The organism is Halomicroarcula saliterrae (genome assembly GCF_031624395.1).
Taxonomy (GTDB): Archaea; Halobacteriota; Halobacteria; order Halobacteriales; family Haloarculaceae; genus Haloarcula; species Haloarcula saliterrae.
This window is the reverse complement of the sequence record NZ_JAMQON010000001.1, coordinates 1,396,014-1,413,284: the sequence shown is the minus strand read 5'-3', so window position 1 is coordinate 1,413,284 and position 17,271 is coordinate 1,396,014. Positions and strand designations below refer to the sequence as shown.

Below are 17,271 nucleotides of genomic sequence, written 5' to 3'. Positions count from 1 at the left end.
GGGTAGTCCGAGCGGGACGGGCAAACACCTTCCGAACGGGGACGGTGAGTCGGTAGCGTTTTGCTCGCGGCCGCTGACCGCTCTGCCGTGCGCGTCCTGAACTATCTGGAACTCGCCGACCGACTCGACCGGTCCGGCATCGCCACGTCGGTCGACCACCAGCGCCGGGCGCTTGCCGACACCGACGTCGAGGTGCTGACGACGCCGTGGTCCGACGGCCATCCGGCGTGGGCGGCGGGCGGGAAGCTGGCGTTCGACGACCCCGTTTTCCGCGATTACGACGTCGCCCACTGCAACATGATCGGCCCGGGGTCGGTCGCGGTGGCCCGCCACGCCGAGCGAAACGACATCCCACTCGTCCTCCACGCCCACGTCACGCGGGAGGATTTCCGGGGGAGCTTCCGGGGCTCGAACCTCGTCGCACCGGCGCTGGGTCAGTATCTCAAATGGTTTTACTCGCAGGCAGATACGGTGCTGTGTCCCTCGGAGTACACGAAGGGCGTCCTCGAATCCTACCCTATCGACGCGCCCATCCAGCCCGTCACGAACGGTATCGACACCGAACCGCTGGCGGGGTTCGAGTCGTTCCGCGAGGAGTACCGCGAGCGCTACGACCTCGACGGGACGGTCGTTTTCGCCGTCGGCAGCGTCTTCGAGCGCAAGGGACTCACGACGTTCTGCGAACTGGCTCGGGCGACCGACTACGATTTCGCGTGGTTTGGCACCTACGACGACGGGCCACACGGTTCCGAGTCGGTCCGGAAGTGGACCAGTGACCCGCCCGAGAACGTCACCTTCACCGGCTGGGTCGACGATATCCGCGGGGCCTACGGCGCCGGCGACGTGTTCCTGTTTCCCTCGAAGGTAGAGAACCAGGGTATCGTCGTCCTCGAAGCCATGGCCTGTGGGAAAGCCGTCGTCCTCTCGGATATCCCGGTCTTCCGCGAGTACTACGAGGACGGCCACGACTGTCTCATCTGTAGTGACGAGGAGGAGTTCCGCGAGGCGCTCGACCGCCTCGAAGCAGACCCCGACCTGCGCGACCGCCTCGGCGAGAACGCGAAGGCGACGGCCCGCGACCACGGGCTGGACCGCGTGGGCGAGCGACTGACTGAGGTGTACGAGGGGCTTCGCTGACGCTCGTCAGTCCCCCTCGGTCGGTCCCGGTACCGTCGGCTCCGGACGCGGCGCGCGCTGCCAGATAGCGGCGATAAGTACCGTGCCGGCGAAGACGAACCCGCCAGCGACGCCGAACGCCAGCGTGAAGCCGTAGCCGCCGAGCCAGCCCCCGAGCACGGAGCCGACGCCCGTCGCCAGCCCCGACAGAGCGGTGTAGAGCCCCAGTGCCTCGCCACGGATAGTGGGCGGTGCGAGCCGGGTGACGATGCTCGCGGCCGTGATAGCGATGACGGCCCACGCGACGCCGATGGTGGTGAACACGACCCCGTTGGTGACCAGCCCGACCGCGGACCCCGGGAGCGCGAGGCCGACGACCGCCACCGCCGGGTGGAGTCCGGCCCTGGCCAGCAGGCCCGCACTCTGGAGGCCGATGGCGTCGTACCGTTCGGCGAGTCGACCCGCGAGGCCGTAGCAGAGCGCCGAGCCCAGACTGGAGACCAGATACAGCGCGAAGACGATGCCGGAGCTGTAGCCGAGGGTCCCCGCGAGATAGGAGGGAAGCGGACCCCAGAACACGCCGAAGCCGGTAAAGACCGCGACGACGGCGAGGAAGTACACCGACAGCGTCGGCGTGAGCCGCGCGGCGATTTGCCGGGGGTGGAACGAGCGGGTGAGCCAGTAGAGCCGCCCCGGTCCGACGGGGAAGGTCGCGCTGCGGACGGGGAGCCGTCTCGACCGGGCGATTGCGCGGGCGATGCGGCTCGGGCGCGGCGACTCGATCGGGTCCGCGGGCAGCCAGCCCGCGGCGAGCACCGCGGCCAGAGCGGTGACGCCGGCACAGAGCCACAGCAGCGTCCGCTGGGCGAAGACGACACCCAGTGGGCCCGAAAGCAGCGCCGTCCACGCCAGCCCGAGCACGAGGCCGCCGGCCCAGCCCCACCCCTGGTATCTGTTGAGCGCGGCGAAGCGGCCCGGCCAGTCCCGTTCGAGCCGGCCGACGGTGACGAGCAACGTCAGCACCGGCGCGGCCGCACCGGCGGCAAACCAGAGGACGGCGTTGCCGGCGATGACGACGGGGACGGACTCGGTCGCGGAGACGACTGCGATAGCCACCGCAGCCAGCCCGAGCGCGACGAGGACGAGGTGCCGTCGCTTCCCGCCCCGGTCCGCGAGACGACCGAACAGGAGCGCACCGGGCGCGCCGGCCGCGGCGGCGGTTCCGGCGAGGACGCCGAGCAACAGTGTGCTGCCGCCGATGCTGACGAAATACAGCGGAATCAACAGGGAGGTCGCCCCGAGCGCGATCGAGCCCAGCGCCCACGCCAACAACCAGCGGTCAGAGACCATGGAGAGATTCTACGGAGTACCAGTGAAAAATACACCGACCGGCCAATGGCAAGGGTTTAGCCGCTGGTCTGTCTACGCCGTCGCCATGGCATTGCCGCAGGTGGCCGCGTTCACGGATACGTACCTGCCGACGGTCAACGGCGTGACCTACACGGTTCAGACGTGGCGCGACCACTGGCAGGCCCGCGACGGCCGCATGGACGTGGTGTACCCCCGGAGCGACCACACACCGGTGGCGGGGGAACACCCGGTCCGAAGCTTGCCGTTCCCCTTCTACGACGGCTACCGGCTCGGGATGCCACAGATTCCGAGCGCGGTCCACGACGCCGACGTCGTCCACGCACACACGGCGTTTAGCCTCGGGATGGCGGGGAAGCGTCTGGCCCGGAAAATCGACGCGCCGCTGGTTACGTCGTACCACACTCCCACGGGCGAGTACGCGGAGTACGTCTCGAAGACGGATCTCCTCGAGTCCGCCGTCCAGTCGAGCGCCGAGCAGTACGAGCGGTGGTATCTCGACGGCTCCGACCGCATCATCACGCCGAGCGAACGGACTGCCGACTACGTCCGCCAGACGCTGGGCGCTGGCACCGCCGTCGAGGTCGTCTCGAACGGCGTGGACACGGAGTTTTTCGCGCCACCAGAGGCGAGCGACTTCCGGGAGCGCTACGACCTCCCCGACCGACCGCTGGTGGGCTACACCGGCCGCCACGGCCACGAGAAGTGTCTGGGCGATATCCTCACCGCCTGTGCGGGACTCGACGTGACCGTCGTCTTCGGCGGTGACGGCCCCGTACGCGAGGACCTCGAATCCGCGGCGGCGACCAGCGACCTCGACGTCCGGTTTCTGGGATTTCTGGACCGCGAGGAACTGCCCGAGTTCTACGCCGCGCTCGACGTCTTTGCGTTCCCCAGCCCCGTCGAGACACAGGGGCTGGTCGCGCTGGAGGCCAACTGCTGTGGGACCCCGGTCGCGGGCGTCGACGCGGGCGCGCTCAGCGACACTATCGACGACGGCGAGACCGGCTACAGCTACGCGGAAGGCGACATGGACGGCTTCCAGCGAGCCATCGAGCGGGTGCTCGACGACCGCGACCGGCTGCGCGAACGCTGTCTCGCTCGCCGGGACGCTGTCAGCGTCGACCACGCCGTCGACCGCCTCGTCGAGGTCTACCGGCAGGTGCTGCGATAGCACCCGGTCGGAGTCGCCCGCCCGTCGCTGTCCGGGTACGGACGGCCACAGTAAAAACGGCGGCGGCAGTTACGACGTGTACGACCGGCCAACGGCGAAGCCGATACCCATCATGGCCCCCGCTATGAGGCCGAAGACGAAATCACCGGTCGCGACGCCGTAGATGCTCCCGAGACCGGTACCTGCGGCGGCGGCTCTCGCCACTAGCGGCCAGCGAACCCAGCCGAGTCGGTCGTCACTCATGGCCGAGTACAGATGGTGGGGGCGTAAAAACGTATCAGTCCACGTCTTCCTTTCTCTCGTGCGCTCGCTCCGCTCGCCCACCACTCGTCGAAAAACGTGAGTGAAAAAGACCGAATTCGCGACAGGAGTCGTGAATTCGGTTCGATGAACCGACGTGGCCGCTTACGCCAGCGCGCTGCCGGCCCGGATAATCGTCTTCTCGCCGAAGGCGGGCCCGACGAGCTGGAGCCCGACGGGGAGGCCCTCGTCGGTCTCGCCCGCGGGGACGGAGATGGCGGGGAGATTCGCCAGGTTCACCGGCGTCGTGTTCGCGTCGGCGAGATACATCGTCAGCGGGTCCGACAGGCTCTCGCCCCGCTCCATCGGCGGGACCGGCATCGTCGGCGAGGCGAGCACGTCCGCCTCCGAGAGGGCGTCGTCGAAGTCCTGTTTGACCCAGGCACGAGCGTCCTGGGCTTTCTTGTAGTACTTGTCGTGGTAGCCCGCGGAGAGGGCGTAGGTGCCAAGCAGGACGCGGCGTTTGACCTCCTCGCCGAACCCCTCCTCGCGGGCGCGGGCGAACGACTCGTTCCAGTTGCCCTCGCCGCCGCTCTTCCCGTAGCGGACGCCGTCGAACCGCGCCAGGTTCGAGGAGGCCTCGCTCATCGCGATGACGTAGTAGGCCTCGACGGCGTGTTCGACGCTCGGGAGGTCGACCTCGTGGTAGCTCGCGCCCTGGGCCTCCAGTTCGTCGATTGCGTCCCAGAACGTCTCGACGACGGCCTCGTCGGCGCCGTCGAGCAGTTCCGTCGGGACGCCGATAGAGAGCCCGTCGACGTCGCCGTCGGCCGCGGCGGCGAAGTCGTAGTCGGTGCCGTTGTCGGTCGCATCACGGGTCGTCCCGTCGCGCTCGTCCGGTCCGGCGATGACCGAAAGCAGTTCCGCCGCGTCCTCGACGGTCGGGGCGATAGGACCGATCTGTTCGAGGCTGTTGGCGTAGGCCACCAGCCCGTAGCGGGAGACGAGCCCGTAGGTGGGCTTGATACCCACGACGCCACAGAACGCCGCTGGACAGCGGATGGAGCCGCCGGTGTCGCTGCCGAGCGCCATGTCGGCGTCGCCCGAGGCGACGACCGCCGCTGACCCGCCCGAGGAGCCGCCGGGAACGTGGCCCTCGGCGACGGGGTTCTCGACGGCCCCGTAGGCGGAGGTCTCGGTCGTCGTCCCCATCCCGAACTCGTCCATGTTCGTCTTGCCGGGAATCGTCGCGCCGGCGTCCTTGAGGCGCTCGACGACCGTCGCGTCGTAGGGCGGGACGTACCCCTCTAGCATCGCCGAGCCACAGGTGGTCTGGACGTCCTTCGTCGAGATGTTGTCCTTGACGGCGACTGTTCGACCGGCGAGCGGGCCGTCGTCGCTCCCCTCTATGGTCTCGGTAGCGATGTAGGCGTTGAGGTCACTCATCTACGACACCTTCGGCCCTTTGAACTGCCCGGCCTCGGAGTCGGGAGCGTTACGGAGCGCCTCCTCCTGACTCAGGCACTCGCGGACCTCGTCGGGACGCATCACGTTGGTCAGGTCGGTCTCGCGGTCGGTGTCGGGCACCTCGTCGAGCGCCTCGAAGGCGGCCAGAATCTCGCCGAACTGCTCGGTGAACCGCTCGACCTCCGAGTCGTCCAGGTCGATACGGGCGAGGTCGGCGATGTGGCCGACCTCGTCGCTCTCGACAGCGTTGTCGCTCATACTGTCGCCGAACACTGGGCCGGCGGTAAGCGTTTCGGAACCGCGAGCCCAATTGTTTGGGATAGTTCTCCCAACTGCAGTATTTCGACCGCAAATACCAACACTGTTTTTCGATATGGAAATTGTAGCTTTGTGATTTGGGAAAAGTTTTAAGTCGCTCGCTCCACAACAGAAGCGTACAAGAGACGTTTTTCGGGTCACCAGACCCGCCTGTTCGCAAAACCAATGACCGATACCACCATCCGTCGATACACGAGTGAGCGCGAAACCGAAGAGGAGCAGACCGAAGACGAAGCGGAGTCTCTGGTCTGTCCAGAGTGTGGTGGCTCGTTGCTCTCAGACAGTGAGCGCGGCGAAACCGTCTGTGAAGACTGCGGGCTGGTCGTCGAGGAAGACGAGATCGACCCCGGCCCCGAGTGGCGTGCGTTCGACTCCAAAGAGAAAGACCAGAAGTCCCGCGTCGGCGCCCCGACGACGAACATGATGCACGACAAGGGACTGTCGACCAACATCGGCTGGCAAGACAAGGACGCCTACGGCAACTCCCTGTCCTCGCGCCAGCGCGAGAAGATGCAACGCCTCCGCACGTGGAACGAGCGGTTCCGGACGCGGGACTCCAAGGAGCGCAACCTCAAGCAGGCCCTGGGCGAAATAGACCGCATGGCCTCCGCGCTCGGCCTGCCCGAGAACGTCCGCGAGACGGCCTCGGTTATCTACCGCCGAGCGCTCGACGAAGACCTGCTCCCGGGCCGCTCCATCGAGGGCGTCTCCACGGCGTCGCTGTACGCCGCTGCCCGACAGGCCGGGACACCCCGCTCGCTGGACGAAATCGCCAACGTCTCCCGCGTCGGCAAGGACGAGATCGCCCGCACCTACCGCTACGTCGTCCGGGAACTGAGCCTCGAAATCCAGCCGGCCGACCCCGAGAGCTACGTCCCCCGCTTCGCGTCCGACCTCGACCTCACCGAGGAGGTCGAACGACGCGCCCGCCAGCTCCTCCAGAACGCAAAGCAGGAAGGCGTCCACTCGGGCAAGTCGCCCGTCGGACTGGCTGCCGCCGCGGTGTACGCCGCCTCCCTGCTGACCAACGAGAAGGTGACCCAGAGCGAAGTCAGCGAGGTCGCCAACATTTCCGAGGTCACTATCCGGAACCGCTACCACGAGCTGCTGGAAGCCGAGGACAGCGTCCACCCCTAAAGAGCCGTGCTTTCGGCTCCGAATCCGGTCCGGTGTCCCTCAGCGGCGGCTCGACAGCCGAGGAGCTTCGGCCTGCCGCGGTCCGGGACAGTTCGGGAGCGCTTCGCTCTCCCGGCAGCTACAGCAACTGCCCGTCCGGCACTCCGTAACGTAGTTTTTCCTGCGACCCATCGGCGCGTCCATGGAGACGACACGGCATTTCGTCGCGACCGTCTACGCCGTCAGCGACGGCGCTGTCGCCCTGCACGAACACGACAAGCTGGAGATGTGGCTCCCTGCCGGCGGCCACCTCGACCGCGACGAACTCCCTCACGAGGCCGCGCTACGGGAAACGGAGGAAGAACTCGGGATGCGCGTCGACCTCGTCGCGCCACAGGAGGCCATCACGAGCGAGACGGTCCACTCTATCCCCCAGCCACAGCACTTCTTGGTCGAGGATATCAACGTCCACGAGAACGGCGCGGTCGGTCACCAGCACATCGACTTCATCTTCTACGGCGCCGCCCCGAGTCAGGATATCCAGCCCGGTCCCGGTGAACAGCCCGCCGACGACTGGACGTGGTTCACGTCCGCGGACCTTCGGGCCCGCAGCGACGAGATTCCGGCGGACGTGGTGGAAATCGGACAGCGCGCCATCGAAGCGGTCGACTCCAGCTGAGTTACGCCGGCCCCGTCCCCCAGTCGATGGCGTTCCACAGCCGCTCCCACAGATAGTACAGGACCGTCTTGGCGACGGCCGCCGAGAGCCCGATTTTCGCGGACGAGCCGAGTTCGCCGGTGAAGACGAACGCGATGGCGAAGACCACTGACGTCGCGAAGACGCGGTAACTGACGGCCTTGACGAGTGACCGCCGGTGCTGTACCACGACTCGTCACCGCCAGTCCAGGCGGTTGTTTCGACACCACTGTTCACTTGGCAGGACCGTGCTGACGTGACGAACCACTAACATTCGAGAGAGAGAGTACCGTCGGGCCGAACTAAAAATTAATTATATTTAATTAAGCGTGGTAGTGGGGGGTGGTTCAGGCCGGTGGTTCAACACTGGGCGTAGGTTCAAGTACCAGCGGGCGGCCAACGCCGGTATCCGCTGAAAATTGCCGCGAGCCGGCAAAGCGACGCAGGCGGCCGACCGGCTCGTGTCTCTGATACGGATTGTTGTAGCCGGTTGCCCGACAGCGCCGACCGTGGGCCGGCAATCACTACGACGTTCCGTATGCGGCCGTCCGTTCGCTACAGGAGCGACTCGACGTAGTTCGTGACGTGGTCGTCCATCCGGCGCTTGTAGCCGGCCTGGCGAGCCAGCCGGTCGAGTTCGCGCGCGGCCAGCGAGCCGTACTGGGCCGCCTTCTTGTCTCGGGTCGCGATAGCCTCGGGCAACGAGCCCAGCGCGGCCCGGCGGAGCGTCCACTTGCGGGTCTCCCCGTCGACCAGCATCTCGTCGTCGAGCCGGAGTGCGGCCGACACCACCCGGTCGTGCAGCAGCGGCGTCACCGGTTCGACGCCCGCGTGACGCAGGGCCAGCACGTCCCGCGGGAGCTGTTCGGGCAGCGTGTGGACGACCTCACGCTGTGCGCCCCGGACCGTGTCGGCCTCGACACGGGGGTCGTCGGGGGCCTTCTCGACTTTCGCGTAGCCACCGAACAGTTCGTCGGCGCCCTGCCCCAGTCCGAGGCGGTCGAACCCGTCGGCGGCGACGCGCTCGGCGGTCAGGTACAGCGGGAGCGCGATCTGGACGGCCATCGCGTCGGTCCGTCCGGTCGCGGCGGCTATCTCCGGAACGGCTCGCTCGATGGCGTCGTGGGTCAGCTCTACCACGTGTAGCTCGCGGTCGAGCAGGTCGGCCGCCGAACGCGCGGCGCCGACGTCGTGACTCCCGGGGAAGCCGGCGACGTACAGCGGCGCGTCGAGCCGGGCCGCGAGCAGGGCCGAGTCCACCCCGCCCGAGAAGGCGACGGCCAGCCCGTCGGTCTCGACGGTGTCCACGCTCGTCTCGACGGCTTCACGGACGCGGTCGACAGCGGTCTCGCGGTCGGCGAACGGCTCGGGGTCGGGAAGTGTCCAGACCGCACGCTCACCGTCGGTATCGCGCACGTGGCCGGCCGCGAACAGCTCTGGGTCTGCCAGGTCTCGGGGGTCGTGGCTCCAGACCGGCATCGAATCTCGGGGCGTGCCGGACTCGACGAACAGCGGCTCTCGGCCCAGTACGTCTCTGACGAGCCCGCCGTCGACCTCGCCGGCGAATCCGGTCGTTCCGGGCAGCGGGTCACGGGCCGAAAGCGCCTCGCGGACGAGGGTCTCGTCGGCGCCACGCATATTACTCGAGCAGCCCTCCGAGACGGCTCACGATACGGCGTCTGGCCCCGCCGGCGGCCTGCCGGAAGCTGATACGCCACGGCGTCCGCTTGCCCTCGACCGTGGTCCGTCCCTCGCGGATGGCCTCGAGGATACCGTCGACGGACCGCTCGCTCGCGTCGACCGTCGTCACCGCCTGTCCCACCATCTCGGCGATGTGGGCGTCGCTGCCGGCGGTCATCGGGAGGCCGCGCCGCCGGGCGAAGCGCTCTGCCTGTCGGTTCGACCGACCGGTGAGCAAGCGGGAGTTGTACACTTCGATGGCGTCGGCGGCCGTGAGCTCGTCCTTCGATATCCTGTCGAGGACGCCGTGGCGCGACTCCTGAAACGGGTGGGGGACCACGGCGAGACCACCCTGGTCACGGATGCGGTCGAGCGTCTCGGCGAAGGACAGCCCCGGTGGAATCGCCTCCGCGATGCCGAGCGCGAGGACGTGGCCGGCCTCGCAGGTGACCTCCATGCCCGGGATGCCGACGAGCCCGTAGTCGGGAGCGAGGTCAGCCGCTCGGCGGCTGGCTTCGAGCTCGTCGTGGTCGGTGACGGCCAGCGCGTCCAGTCCGACGGCGCGGGCCTGTTCGAGGAGGAGTTCGACAGGGTCCCGGCCGTCGTGGGACAGCGACGAGTGTGTGTGGAGCTCGACCGACAGCACGCCCGAGGGTAGAGATGGACAGGCCAAAAGCGCCCCGGTACGCGTTCAGTCGGATTCGGCCGCTCCGAACGGCCTCGGACCGGTGATCTCCTCGGCAGTCAGGTAACACTGTGGGTCGGGCGCGAAGGGGTCGTCGGCGACAGTCAGCGCGCGAAGTCTCGACCCGCCCCGACACACGCCAGCGTACCGGCAGTCGCTACAGCGACCCGTGAGATGGGACTCGCGGTCGCGAAGCGCTCGCAACAGCGGATTCGACTCGTCCTCCCAGATAGCGCCGAAGGACCTGTCGCGGACGTTCCCCAGCGAGTACCCCTGCCAGAACTGCGTGAGGTGGACGTTCCCCTGATAATCGATGTCGGCGACGCGCTCGCCGGTCGGGTCACCGCCGTTGACCCGCAGGTACTCGTAGACACGTCGGGCCTGCTCCTCGCCCATGTGCTCGCGAGCGTACTCGACCAGATAGGCCGCGTCGGCGTAGTTGCCGACCAGCAACGTCTCGATCTCCTCACCGCGGGCGTGGTAGTCGCGGGTCATGTCACAGACCCGCTTGACGGCCTCGCGGCGGTCGACGGGCGAGAGGTCGGCGTCGAGAATCTCGGTCCCGCGGCCGCCGTAGTCGAGGTGATAGAAGCAAAAGCGGTCGACCCCCACGTCGGACAGCAGCTCCACGACCCCTTCGAGGTCGGGGGCGTTGCGTTCGGTGATGGTGTACCGCAGCCCGGTTTTCAGCCCGGCGTCGAGGCAGTTCTCGATGCCCTGAACCGCGCCGTCGAACGCGCCGTCGACGCCCCGGAACGCGTCGTTGATCTCCGGGAGCCCGTCGACGGAGACGCCGGCGTAGGCCAGCCCAGCGTCGCGAAGCGACCGGGCCCGGGCCTCGGTGATGAGCGTCCCGTTGGTCGAGAGGACGGGCCGGATACCCGCGTCGGCCGCGTGGGCGATCAGTTCTTCGAGGTCTTGTCGCACGAGCGGCTCGCCGCCCGAGAAGAGGACGACCGGCGCGCCGTAGTCGGCGAGGTCGTCGAGCAGTGCCTTGCCCTCGGCCGTGGTCAGCTCCCCGTCGGCGATGTCGGTGTCCGCGGCGGCGTAGCAGTGGTCACAGTAGAGATTGCACTGTTTGGTGACGTTCCAGACGACGACCGGGCGGCGCTGTTTCCGGTTCCGAATCTGGCGTTTCGTCGACTCCTCGGCCGCGTCGTACCGGAGGCCGTCGCCCTCGGCGTCGAGGCCGGTCAGCAGTTTCGAGACGGATATCATTCGGCGCCACCCTGAAGCGTCTCGGTCTCCATCTGCCCCTCGTCCATCGTGGGAGCGTCGTCGCTCCCCTCGGCCGCCGTCTCGCCGACCCCGAGCTCGCTCCCCTGAACTCTGACTGTCCCGTCGGCCGGACAGAGCCACAGCGCCACGGCGTGGCCAAACAGCGTCGTGGCCTGTTCGCGGGCGACGGCTGCGGTCGGCGCGCTCACGCTGCCGACGTGGGTGAGGGGCTCCGATTCGGTCTCCCGGCAGAACACTTCCCACTCCCTGCTGGTCGCACTGCGCGGGTGGTCTACAGTGTGGTCGAGCGCGTCCATGTCCGGTGGTCGTTCGGTACGGAAAAAACGCTGCCAGTGCGTTCCCAGCTCCTGAGAACCCGTGTCCGCTGTCGCCTGTCCGGTCTCCTCACATCCGGATTCCGTGGTCGAGCTCCCGACAGTGTCGGACATATCCGATGGTTCGGCGGCGGCGGACAAACTATCGGGCGGGTGTTCCCGGGCCGACAGAACTGTTCCCGGACGGTGGGAACTGTCCGAGGGTTTTATAAAATCCCCGAGACGATATCTAATTCTAATCGCCCGAAATCGATGTATTTGGGCCGTCTCTTCCCCGAGCCGGTTAGATTAAAAGGGTCGGGACGAGAACTCCTCCAAGGATGGTCCGGGACCCCTTGGCCGAAGAGGCAACTGCGGAACTGACGACGGTCCTCGACGCGCTCGACGACGAGGACTGTCGGAAGATAGTCAGGGTGCTCTCCGAACCGATGACGGCGAGCAAGATATCCGAGGAGAGCGGAGTCCCGCTCTCGACAACCTACCGGAAGCTCGAACTGCTGACCGAGGCGTCGCTGCTACACGAGGGAGTCGAGGTCCGGTCCGACGGCCAGCACGCCAGTCGGTACGCCGTCGACTTCGAGGCAGTCGTCATCGGGCTCGACGAGTCCCGCCAGTTCGAGGTCGACATAGACCACCTGGCGCGGTCGCCGGACCAGCGCCTCGAAAACCTCTGGTCGGAAGTGCGCAAGGAGACCTGACAATGGTACATATCCCAAGCTCACAGATCGGTGTCGTCGTCGCGCAGACGCTCATCCTGGTACTCGGCGGGCTCATCACCCATTTCTCGTATAGGGCCTACCGCCGGACCGGAGCCGCCCAGCACTATTGGCTGACGCTTGGCTTTGGCATCGTTACCACCGGGGCTATCGTCGGCGGGGTACTCGACCTCGCGGTGGGGACGTACGTCGGGGAGGAGCTGCTGGTCACCAGCGTCTTCATCTCCAGCGCGATGACTGCGGCCGGCCTCGGCGTCATCCTCTACTCGCTGTACGTCAAGTGAGCCCCCCACCGTTCCCAGCTTCTGACAACACGGAGAGCTGTATTTATCGGAGGCGATGGCACTACCATACGAGATGCTCCATCCCAGTACGGTCCTCCTAGTCGCGACCAAGACGTTGACCCTGGCCTGTGGCCTCGTGTTGACGACGTTGACCTGCCGGGCGTACAGACGCACTCGAGCGACGGCGATGCGGGTGCTCTCGGTTGGTATCGGGCTCGTCACCGCCGGTGCGGTGCTGGCCGGGAGCCTCAACCAGTTGCTCGGCGTCCCGCTCGTCGTCAGCACCGCGGTCGAGAGCGTTTTCACGGCGGCCGGCTTCCTCGTGATGACATACTCGCTGTACTCGGACCGACTGGCCGGCAGCTGACCCGTGTCGACGCGCGACGACGAGCCCACGACACCCGTCGAAACGGCCGCCGACTGCCTGGACCGGCGGGCCGAGGCCGTCAGTACGGCGCAGGTCGAGCGGGCACTGACCCGGCTGGGGGGCGAACTGACCGACGAGCAACGGGCGGCCGTCGAACAGCTGGGCGCCCGAATCGCGGCGGGAGTCCTCGCGGCGCCCAGGGCGAGGCTCGGGGAGTCAGCCGACCGGGCGACGGCCCGGACCGTACTGGAGCTGTTCGACTGATACAGCGGCGTGTCCCCGGACAGCGCCGGGGTTACCGTCGCTACGACGGCCGCTCACCCGAGAAAGCGGTCCTGTACGTCCTCGTCGGGGAGCATACACCGGTCCTTTCGGCCGAACAGGTCGTAGCGGTAGTCGGCGACGAGGTCGTACAGCGCGTCCCGGAGCGGCGCTGGGACGACGCGGCCGGCGCCCGCGGCCCGGTAGGGCCAGCCCAGCAGCTCCGCGACGCGGATGACCGCGTCGGACTTTCGGTAGACGTCGCCGTCCTCCACGAGGACGACGCTGTCGAGGTCGCTGGGCGGGAGCCCGTGGCCCGAGAGCAGCGCCTTCGCTGCCGCCGACTGGAGCGGCGCGAAGTGGATGACGCCCTCCGGGTCCCGCGGAACGATGAACTGAACCAGGCCGTTACAGAGGTTGCAGACGCCGTCGAACAGCAAGACCGGGTGGTCTCCGCCCGGCAGTTCGCTGGGGTCGCTCACAGCGCACCCCCTGCGGGCGCGCGCTGGCTCGGCTGTGCGACCACGTCGAGACCCGGGCTGTAGTAGTACACCGGGTCGGCCCCGGGTCGGTCGAAGCCGTCGGCCGAACAGAGCGTGTCGGTCCGGACCTCGGCCGTGGCCGGATACAGCGTCCACGGGTCGTGAGACACGTCAGTGTACCGGAGCGTCCCGTCCGGCGCTTCGGTGTAGAAGCGGTAGCGCTCGACCAGGAACGCACCGAGTGGTTCCTCGGGCGCGCTGAACGGCTCGCCGCTGGGCCAGTAGGTCGCATCGTAGCGGGCGGGTCGGGCCCCGGGGTGTTTGCGCCGACTGTCGAACTCGACCCGGCCGCTCTCCCACTCCAGCGAGATGCGGGCGTAGTAGTACGGCAGGTGATGGAAGAGCCGCGCGCCGACGACGCTGCTTACGCCCTGTGCGTCCAGGCTGAAGAAGTAGACGCTCGGAACGCCGTCGCGAGTGACGTACGTGCGAACGTTGAGCTCCGGCAGGGGGAGGCCGGCCCACTTCGGGAGCCCCTTCGGTCGGACGTCGACGTTCGTGAAGGGGACGACCGATAGCCACGCCGTCCCGTCGAAGGTGTCGGGACTGAGTCCGTCCGGCAGGTGCGAGTCCATCAGCTCGGGGTCGACCGGCCAGTTCTCGAAGAGGAGGTGCCGCCAGCCCATCTCCAGCGGGATGACCATGCTTTCACTAGCGGGCCGAGATAAAAAACGACTTTCGTTCAGCCGGGTCACGGACAGCGAAACGCTGAAACGACTGAGCGTCCACTCGGATATATGGCGAGTACCGACATTGGCGAAGACGCACGGGCGGAGGTCGCCGTTGCCGTCCAGGAGGCGCTCGCCCAGCACGGCTACGAGCGGCTGACGACCGCGAAGATAGCCGAACACTACCCGAACAGCGAGGCGGGGCTCTACTACTACTTCGACAGCAAAGACGAGATGATCGCTGCCTTCCTCGAACACGCGGCCTACTATCTCAGCGAAGACCTGCTTCAGGTCGACACCGACGCGCCCGAGGAAGCGCTGCGGAACGCCTGTGCGTTCCTCTTTCGGACGCCCGAACACGAGTACGCCGGTATCGCGGTCGCCATCATGGAGCTGCTCTCGCACGCGCCCTACAACGAGACGCTCCGGGGACCGCTGCTGGAACTGGAGACCGCGTGTCTCGACGCGTTGACCGACATCGTCGAGTCCGGCATCGAGCAGGACGTGTTCCGTCAGGTCGACCCTCGGGCGACCGCTGCGTTCCTGCTGGCGGCGGCCGACGGGTCGACGGGCATCGCCGTCGCGCTGGAGATGGACGTGGCCGATGACCTCGAAGCCGGCTGGTCGGCGTACGTCGACAGCCTGCTGGCCGAGTCGGCGTGAACGCGGTGTCACGTGGTCGGCCCTGCATGGAAAGCGATTTAGCCGGCCGGGGGCCACGACTTCCTAATGAGCCTGTCCGACGCTGACCACGAGCTCGTGGTCGAAGAAATCGGTCGGGAGCCAACGCGAGCAGAGGCCGCGCTCTTCGAGAACCTCTGGAGCGAGCACTGTGCCTACCGCTCCTCGCGACCGCTCCTGACGGCCTTCGACTCCGAGGGCGACCAGGTCGTCATCGGCCCCGGTGACGACGCCGCAGTCGTCTCCCTGCCGACCTACGACGGCGACGAGATGTACATCACGATGGGCGTCGAGTCCCACAACCACCCGTCCTACGTCGACCCGTTCGACGGCGCGGCCACCGGCGTCGGCGGCATCGTCCGGGATACGCTCTCGATGGGCGCCTATCCCATCGCGCTCGCGGACTCGCTGTACTTCGGCGAGTTCGAGCGCGAACACTCGCAGTACCTCTTCGAGGGCGTCGTCGAGGGTATCTCCCACTACGGCAACTGCATCGGTGTTCCCACCGTGGCCGGCTCGGTCGCCTTCCACGAGGACTACGAGGGCAACCCGCTGGTGAACGTCTCCTGTATCGGCCTGCTGAAGCCCGAACGGACCGTCACCGCCGAGGCCCAGGAGCCGGGTAACAAGCTCGTCCTCGTCGGGAACTCGACGGGCCGGGACGGGCTTGGCGGGGCCTCCTTCGCCAGCGAGGACCTCGCGGAGGACGCCGAGACCGAGGACCGCCCGGCGGTCCAGGTCGGTGACCCGTACGCCGAGAAGCTGCTCATCGAGTGTAACGAGGCGCTGCTGGACGAGGAGTTGATAGAGTCGGCTCGCGACCTCGGGGCGGCCGGGCTCGGTGGGGCCTCCTCCGAACTGGTCGCGAAGGGCGGGCTGGGCGCGCGAATCGAACTCGACCGCGTCCACGAGCGCGAACCCAACATGACGGCGTTGGAGTACCTGCTGGCCGAGAGCCAGGAGCGCATGGTGTACGAGGTCGCCCCCGAGAACGTCGACCGCGTCGCCGAACTCGCGGCGCGCTACGAGCTCGGCTGCTCGGTCATCGGCGAACTCACCGAGGCCGGCACGAACTACGTCTGTACGTTCGAGGGCGAGACGGTCGTCGACGTCGGGGCCGAGTTCCTCGGCGACGGGGCCCCGATGAACGACCTGCCGAGCGAGGCCCCGCCGGTCCAGGAGCGGGACCTGCCGACGATGGACCTCGCCGAAGCGTTCGAGCGCATCGTCGCCAGCCCGAACACCGCCTCCAAGCGGTGGGTGTACCGCCAGTACGACCACGAGGTGCAGGTCCGGACGAGCGTGTTGCCGGGCGACGACGCCGCCCTGCTCGCGATTCGGGAGTCGGGCACCGGGCTGGCCTTCTCGGCCGGCGCGGACCCCAACTGGACCGACGCCGCGCCCTACGAGGGCGCCCGCGCGGTCGCGCTGGAAAACGCCACGAACGTCGCCGCGAAGGGCGCCGTCCCCCACGCCGCCGTCGACTGCCTGAACGGCGGCAACCCCGAGAAGCCCGACGTCTACGGCGGCTTCAAGGGCATCGTCGACGGGCTCGCCGACATGTGCAGCGAGCTCGACGTGCCGGTGGTCGGTGGCAACGTCTCGCTGTACAACGACTCGGCGACGGGGCCAATCCCGCCGACACCGACGCTCGCGCTGGTCGGCGTCAAGGAGGGGTACGACGCCCCCTCGATGGAGTTATCGGGCGAGGGGAGCCTCGTCGTCGTCGGTGATCTCGGGCTGGAGGGCGAAGCCGACCCGCGGCTGGGCGGCTCCGAGTACACCGCGCTCTTTGGCGGGACCGACGCCTTCCCCGAACTGCCCGCGGACCCGACCGGGCTCGTACAGACCATCGCCGAGGTGGCCGACGAGGACCACGTCCTCGCCTCCCACGACGTGAGCCACGGCGGCCTGGCGGTGACGCTCGCGGAGATGATCCACGAGGACGCCGGCGCCGACGTCTCGCTGGAGACGGTCGACCGGGGCACCCGAAAGCGGCTCCTCTTTGGCGAACAGCCCGGTCGCGTCGTCTTCGAGACGACCGACCCGGCCGCCGTCCGGGAGGCCTTCGACGGCGTCGCCCCCGTGACGGAACTGGGCGAGGCCGACGGCTCGAACCACCTCTCGATTACGGTCAACGAAGACACGCTGCAGTATCACGCCGGAGAGATAGCCGACCTGCGCGACACTATCGACGACGAGCTGGCCTGAACGGCGGCCCAGCGCACTTTTTCCGTGGGTGTGTATCGACGACACCTCCCTCGCACGCCGGGGAACCGTCTACGCAGTTCGTATTCACGTCGGAGGTACAGTGTGGGCGGTGACGGTCCGAAGTGGT

General features: G+C 67.7%; 21 protein-coding genes. 10 read left to right on the top strand and 11 right to left on the bottom strand.

The features are described 5' to 3' along the window. The first annotated feature begins 87 nt into the window (after positions 1 to 87). A complete protein-coding gene (locus NDI56_RS07740; RefSeq protein ID WP_310918863.1) occupies positions 88 to 1,137 on the top strand; it encodes a glycosyltransferase family 4 protein in 1,050 nt (349 codons plus the stop codon). 6 nt (positions 1,138 to 1,143) lie between these two features. Here NDI56_RS07740 and NDI56_RS07735 read toward each other — a convergent pair whose 3' ends face one another. Next, complete coding sequence (locus tag NDI56_RS07735) at positions 1,144 to 2,466, bottom strand: MFS transporter (RefSeq protein WP_310918862.1); 1,323 nt, start codon at positions 2,464 to 2,466, stop codon at positions 1,144 to 1,146. Positions 2,467 to 2,551: 85 nt separating this feature from the next. On the opposite strand from NDI56_RS07735, the gene NDI56_RS07730 reads away from it, so the two are divergent. Beyond that, a complete protein-coding gene (locus tag NDI56_RS07730; RefSeq protein WP_310918861.1) occupies positions 2,552 to 3,658 on the top strand; it encodes a glycosyltransferase in 1,107 nt (368 codons plus the stop codon). 69 nt (positions 3,659 to 3,727) lie between these two features. Here the strand turns inward: NDI56_RS07730 and NDI56_RS07725 are convergent, their stop codons facing one another. From NDI56_RS07725 to gatC, 3 genes are all read right to left on the bottom strand, one after another. Beyond that, complete coding sequence (locus NDI56_RS07725) at positions 3,728 to 3,901, bottom strand: hypothetical protein (protein ID WP_310918860.1); 174 nt, start codon at positions 3,899 to 3,901, stop codon at positions 3,728 to 3,730. Between the two features lie 162 nt (positions 3,902 to 4,063). After that, positions 4,064 to 5,344, bottom strand: a complete 1,281-nt coding sequence (gene gatA, locus NDI56_RS07720; RefSeq protein WP_310918859.1) for an Asp-tRNA(Asn)/Glu-tRNA(Gln) amidotransferase subunit GatA — start codon at positions 5,342 to 5,344, stop codon at positions 4,064 to 4,066. After that, the gene (gene gatC, locus NDI56_RS07715) at positions 5,345 to 5,623 is read right to left on the bottom strand and encodes an Asp-tRNA(Asn)/Glu-tRNA(Gln) amidotransferase subunit GatC (RefSeq protein WP_310918858.1); all 279 of its coding nucleotides are present in this window, start codon (positions 5,621 to 5,623) and stop codon (positions 5,345 to 5,347) included. It lies immediately after the preceding gene. A gap of 225 nt (positions 5,624 to 5,848) precedes the next feature. Here gatC and NDI56_RS07710 point away from each other — a divergent pair, with 225 nt between their 5' ends. After that, entirely contained in the window at positions 5,849 to 6,820 is a 972-nt protein-coding gene (locus NDI56_RS07710) for a transcription initiation factor IIB (protein WP_310918857.1), read from the top strand. A 181-nt stretch (positions 6,821 to 7,001) separates the two neighbouring features. Further along, on the top strand, positions 7,002 to 7,478 hold the full coding sequence (locus NDI56_RS07705; RefSeq protein ID WP_310918855.1) for an NUDIX domain-containing protein: 477 nt from the start codon (positions 7,002 to 7,004) through the stop codon (positions 7,476 to 7,478). Position 7,479: 1 nt separating this feature from the next. On the opposite strand, the gene NDI56_RS07700 is transcribed toward NDI56_RS07705, so the two are convergent. From NDI56_RS07700 to NDI56_RS07680, 5 genes are all read right to left on the bottom strand, one after another. Beyond that, the gene (locus NDI56_RS07700) at positions 7,480 to 7,686 is read right to left on the bottom strand and encodes a DUF2061 domain-containing protein (protein ID WP_310918854.1); all 207 of its coding nucleotides are present in this window, start codon (positions 7,684 to 7,686) and stop codon (positions 7,480 to 7,482) included. 365 nt (positions 7,687 to 8,051) lie between these two features. Continuing rightward, a complete protein-coding gene (locus tag NDI56_RS07695) occupies positions 8,052 to 9,134 on the bottom strand; it encodes an asparagine synthase C-terminal domain-containing protein (protein WP_310918853.1) in 1,083 nt (360 codons plus the stop codon). Between the two features lies 1 nt (position 9,135). Beyond that, complete coding sequence (locus NDI56_RS07690; protein ID WP_310918852.1) at positions 9,136 to 9,822, bottom strand: PHP domain-containing protein; 687 nt, start codon at positions 9,820 to 9,822, stop codon at positions 9,136 to 9,138. Between the two features lie 45 nt (positions 9,823 to 9,867). Further along, positions 9,868 to 11,079, bottom strand: coding sequence for a TIGR04347 family pseudo-SAM/SPASM protein (locus tag NDI56_RS07685; RefSeq protein WP_310918851.1), 1,212 nt, complete (start codon positions 11,077 to 11,079; stop codon positions 9,868 to 9,870). Beyond that, positions 11,076 to 11,528 carry an Htur_1727 family rSAM-partnered candidate RiPP gene (locus tag NDI56_RS07680; protein ID WP_310918850.1) on the bottom strand — a complete coding sequence of 151 codons (453 nt, stop codon included), beginning with the start codon at positions 11,526 to 11,528 and terminating at the stop codon, positions 11,076 to 11,078. The genes NDI56_RS07685 and NDI56_RS07680 overlap by 4 nt, the downstream gene beginning before the upstream one ends. Before the next feature lie 206 nt (positions 11,529 to 11,734). On the opposite strand from NDI56_RS07680, the gene NDI56_RS07675 reads away from it, so the two are divergent. Genes NDI56_RS07675 through NDI56_RS07660 form a run of 4 tightly spaced genes read left to right on the top strand, consistent with a single transcriptional unit; the run spans position 11,735 to position 13,045 of the window. Next, positions 11,735 to 12,112, top strand: coding sequence for a helix-turn-helix domain-containing protein (locus NDI56_RS07675; protein ID WP_310918849.1), 378 nt, complete (start codon positions 11,735 to 11,737; stop codon positions 12,110 to 12,112). A 2-nt stretch (positions 12,113 to 12,114) separates the two neighbouring features. Beyond that, entirely contained in the window at positions 12,115 to 12,414 is a 300-nt protein-coding gene (locus NDI56_RS07670) for a DUF7521 family protein (protein ID WP_310918848.1), read from the top strand. Positions 12,415 to 12,469: 55 nt separating this feature from the next. Further along, complete coding sequence (locus NDI56_RS07665) at positions 12,470 to 12,781, top strand: DUF7521 family protein (protein ID WP_310918847.1); 312 nt, start codon at positions 12,470 to 12,472, stop codon at positions 12,779 to 12,781. Between the two features lie 3 nt (positions 12,782 to 12,784). Beyond that, the gene (locus tag NDI56_RS07660) at positions 12,785 to 13,045 is read left to right on the top strand and encodes a hypothetical protein (RefSeq protein WP_310918846.1); all 261 of its coding nucleotides are present in this window, start codon (positions 12,785 to 12,787) and stop codon (positions 13,043 to 13,045) included. A gap of 53 nt (positions 13,046 to 13,098) precedes the next feature. Here the strand turns inward: NDI56_RS07660 and NDI56_RS07655 are convergent, their stop codons facing one another. Both NDI56_RS07655 and NDI56_RS07650 read right to left on the bottom strand, forming a co-directional pair. Then, positions 13,099 to 13,524, bottom strand: coding sequence for a thiol-disulfide oxidoreductase DCC family protein (locus NDI56_RS07655; RefSeq protein WP_310918845.1), 426 nt, complete (start codon positions 13,522 to 13,524; stop codon positions 13,099 to 13,101). Next, a complete protein-coding gene (locus tag NDI56_RS07650) occupies positions 13,521 to 14,228 on the bottom strand; it encodes a YqjF family protein (RefSeq protein WP_310918844.1) in 708 nt (235 codons plus the stop codon). Before NDI56_RS07650 ends, NDI56_RS07655 begins: the two co-directional genes overlap by 4 nt. 93 nt (positions 14,229 to 14,321) lie before the next feature. Here NDI56_RS07650 and NDI56_RS07645 point away from each other — a divergent pair, with 93 nt between their 5' ends. Next, on the top strand, positions 14,322 to 14,915 hold the full coding sequence (locus tag NDI56_RS07645; protein WP_310918843.1) for a TetR/AcrR family transcriptional regulator: 594 nt from the start codon (positions 14,322 to 14,324) through the stop codon (positions 14,913 to 14,915). Between the two features lie 66 nt (positions 14,916 to 14,981). Further along, entirely contained in the window at positions 14,982 to 17,144 is a 2,163-nt protein-coding gene (gene purL / locus NDI56_RS07640; protein ID WP_310918842.1) for a phosphoribosylformylglycinamidine synthase subunit PurL, read from the top strand. Positions 17,145 to 17,271: the final 127 nt, after the last annotated feature.

Bases quoted from the DNA above. Each gene is read 5' to 3' on its own strand.
- NDI56_RS07735 (WP_310918862.1), bottom strand. From the start codon at position 2,466: ATGGTCTCTGACCGCTGGTTGTTGGCGTGGGCGCTGGGCTCGATCGCG.
- NDI56_RS07730 (WP_310918861.1), top strand. From the start codon at position 2,552: ATGGCATTGCCGCAGGTGGCCGCGTTCACGGATACGTACCTGCCGACG.
- NDI56_RS07725 (WP_310918860.1), bottom strand. From the start codon at position 3,901: ATGAGTGACGACCGACTCGGCTGGGTTCGCTGGCCGCTAGTGGCGAGA.
- gatA (WP_310918859.1), bottom strand. From the start codon at position 5,344: ATGAGTGACCTCAACGCCTACATCGCTACCGAGACCATAGAGGGGAGC.
- gatC (WP_310918858.1), bottom strand. From the start codon at position 5,623: ATGAGCGACAACGCTGTCGAGAGCGACGAGGTCGGCCACATCGCCGAC.
- NDI56_RS07710 (WP_310918857.1), top strand. From the start codon at position 5,849: ATGACCGATACCACCATCCGTCGATACACGAGTGAGCGCGAAACCGAA.
- NDI56_RS07705 (WP_310918855.1), top strand. From the start codon at position 7,002: ATGGAGACGACACGGCATTTCGTCGCGACCGTCTACGCCGTCAGCGAC.
- NDI56_RS07695 (WP_310918853.1), bottom strand. From the start codon at position 9,134: ATGCGTGGCGCCGACGAGACCCTCGTCCGCGAGGCGCTTTCGGCCCGT.
- NDI56_RS07685 (WP_310918851.1), bottom strand. From the start codon at position 11,079: ATGATATCCGTCTCGAAACTGCTGACCGGCCTCGACGCCGAGGGCGAC.
- NDI56_RS07680 (WP_310918850.1), bottom strand. From the start codon at position 11,528: ATGTCCGACACTGTCGGGAGCTCGACCACGGAATCCGGATGTGAGGAG.
- NDI56_RS07675 (WP_310918849.1), top strand. From the start codon at position 11,735: ATGGTCCGGGACCCCTTGGCCGAAGAGGCAACTGCGGAACTGACGACG.
- NDI56_RS07670 (WP_310918848.1), top strand. From the start codon at position 12,115: ATGGTACATATCCCAAGCTCACAGATCGGTGTCGTCGTCGCGCAGACG.
- NDI56_RS07665 (WP_310918847.1), top strand. From the start codon at position 12,470: ATGGCACTACCATACGAGATGCTCCATCCCAGTACGGTCCTCCTAGTC.
- NDI56_RS07650 (WP_310918844.1), bottom strand. From the start codon at position 14,228: ATGGTCATCCCGCTGGAGATGGGCTGGCGGCACCTCCTCTTCGAGAAC.
- NDI56_RS07645 (WP_310918843.1), top strand. From the start codon at position 14,322: ATGGCGAGTACCGACATTGGCGAAGACGCACGGGCGGAGGTCGCCGTT.
- purL (WP_310918842.1), top strand. From the start codon at position 14,982: ATGAGCCTGTCCGACGCTGACCACGAGCTCGTGGTCGAAGAAATCGGT.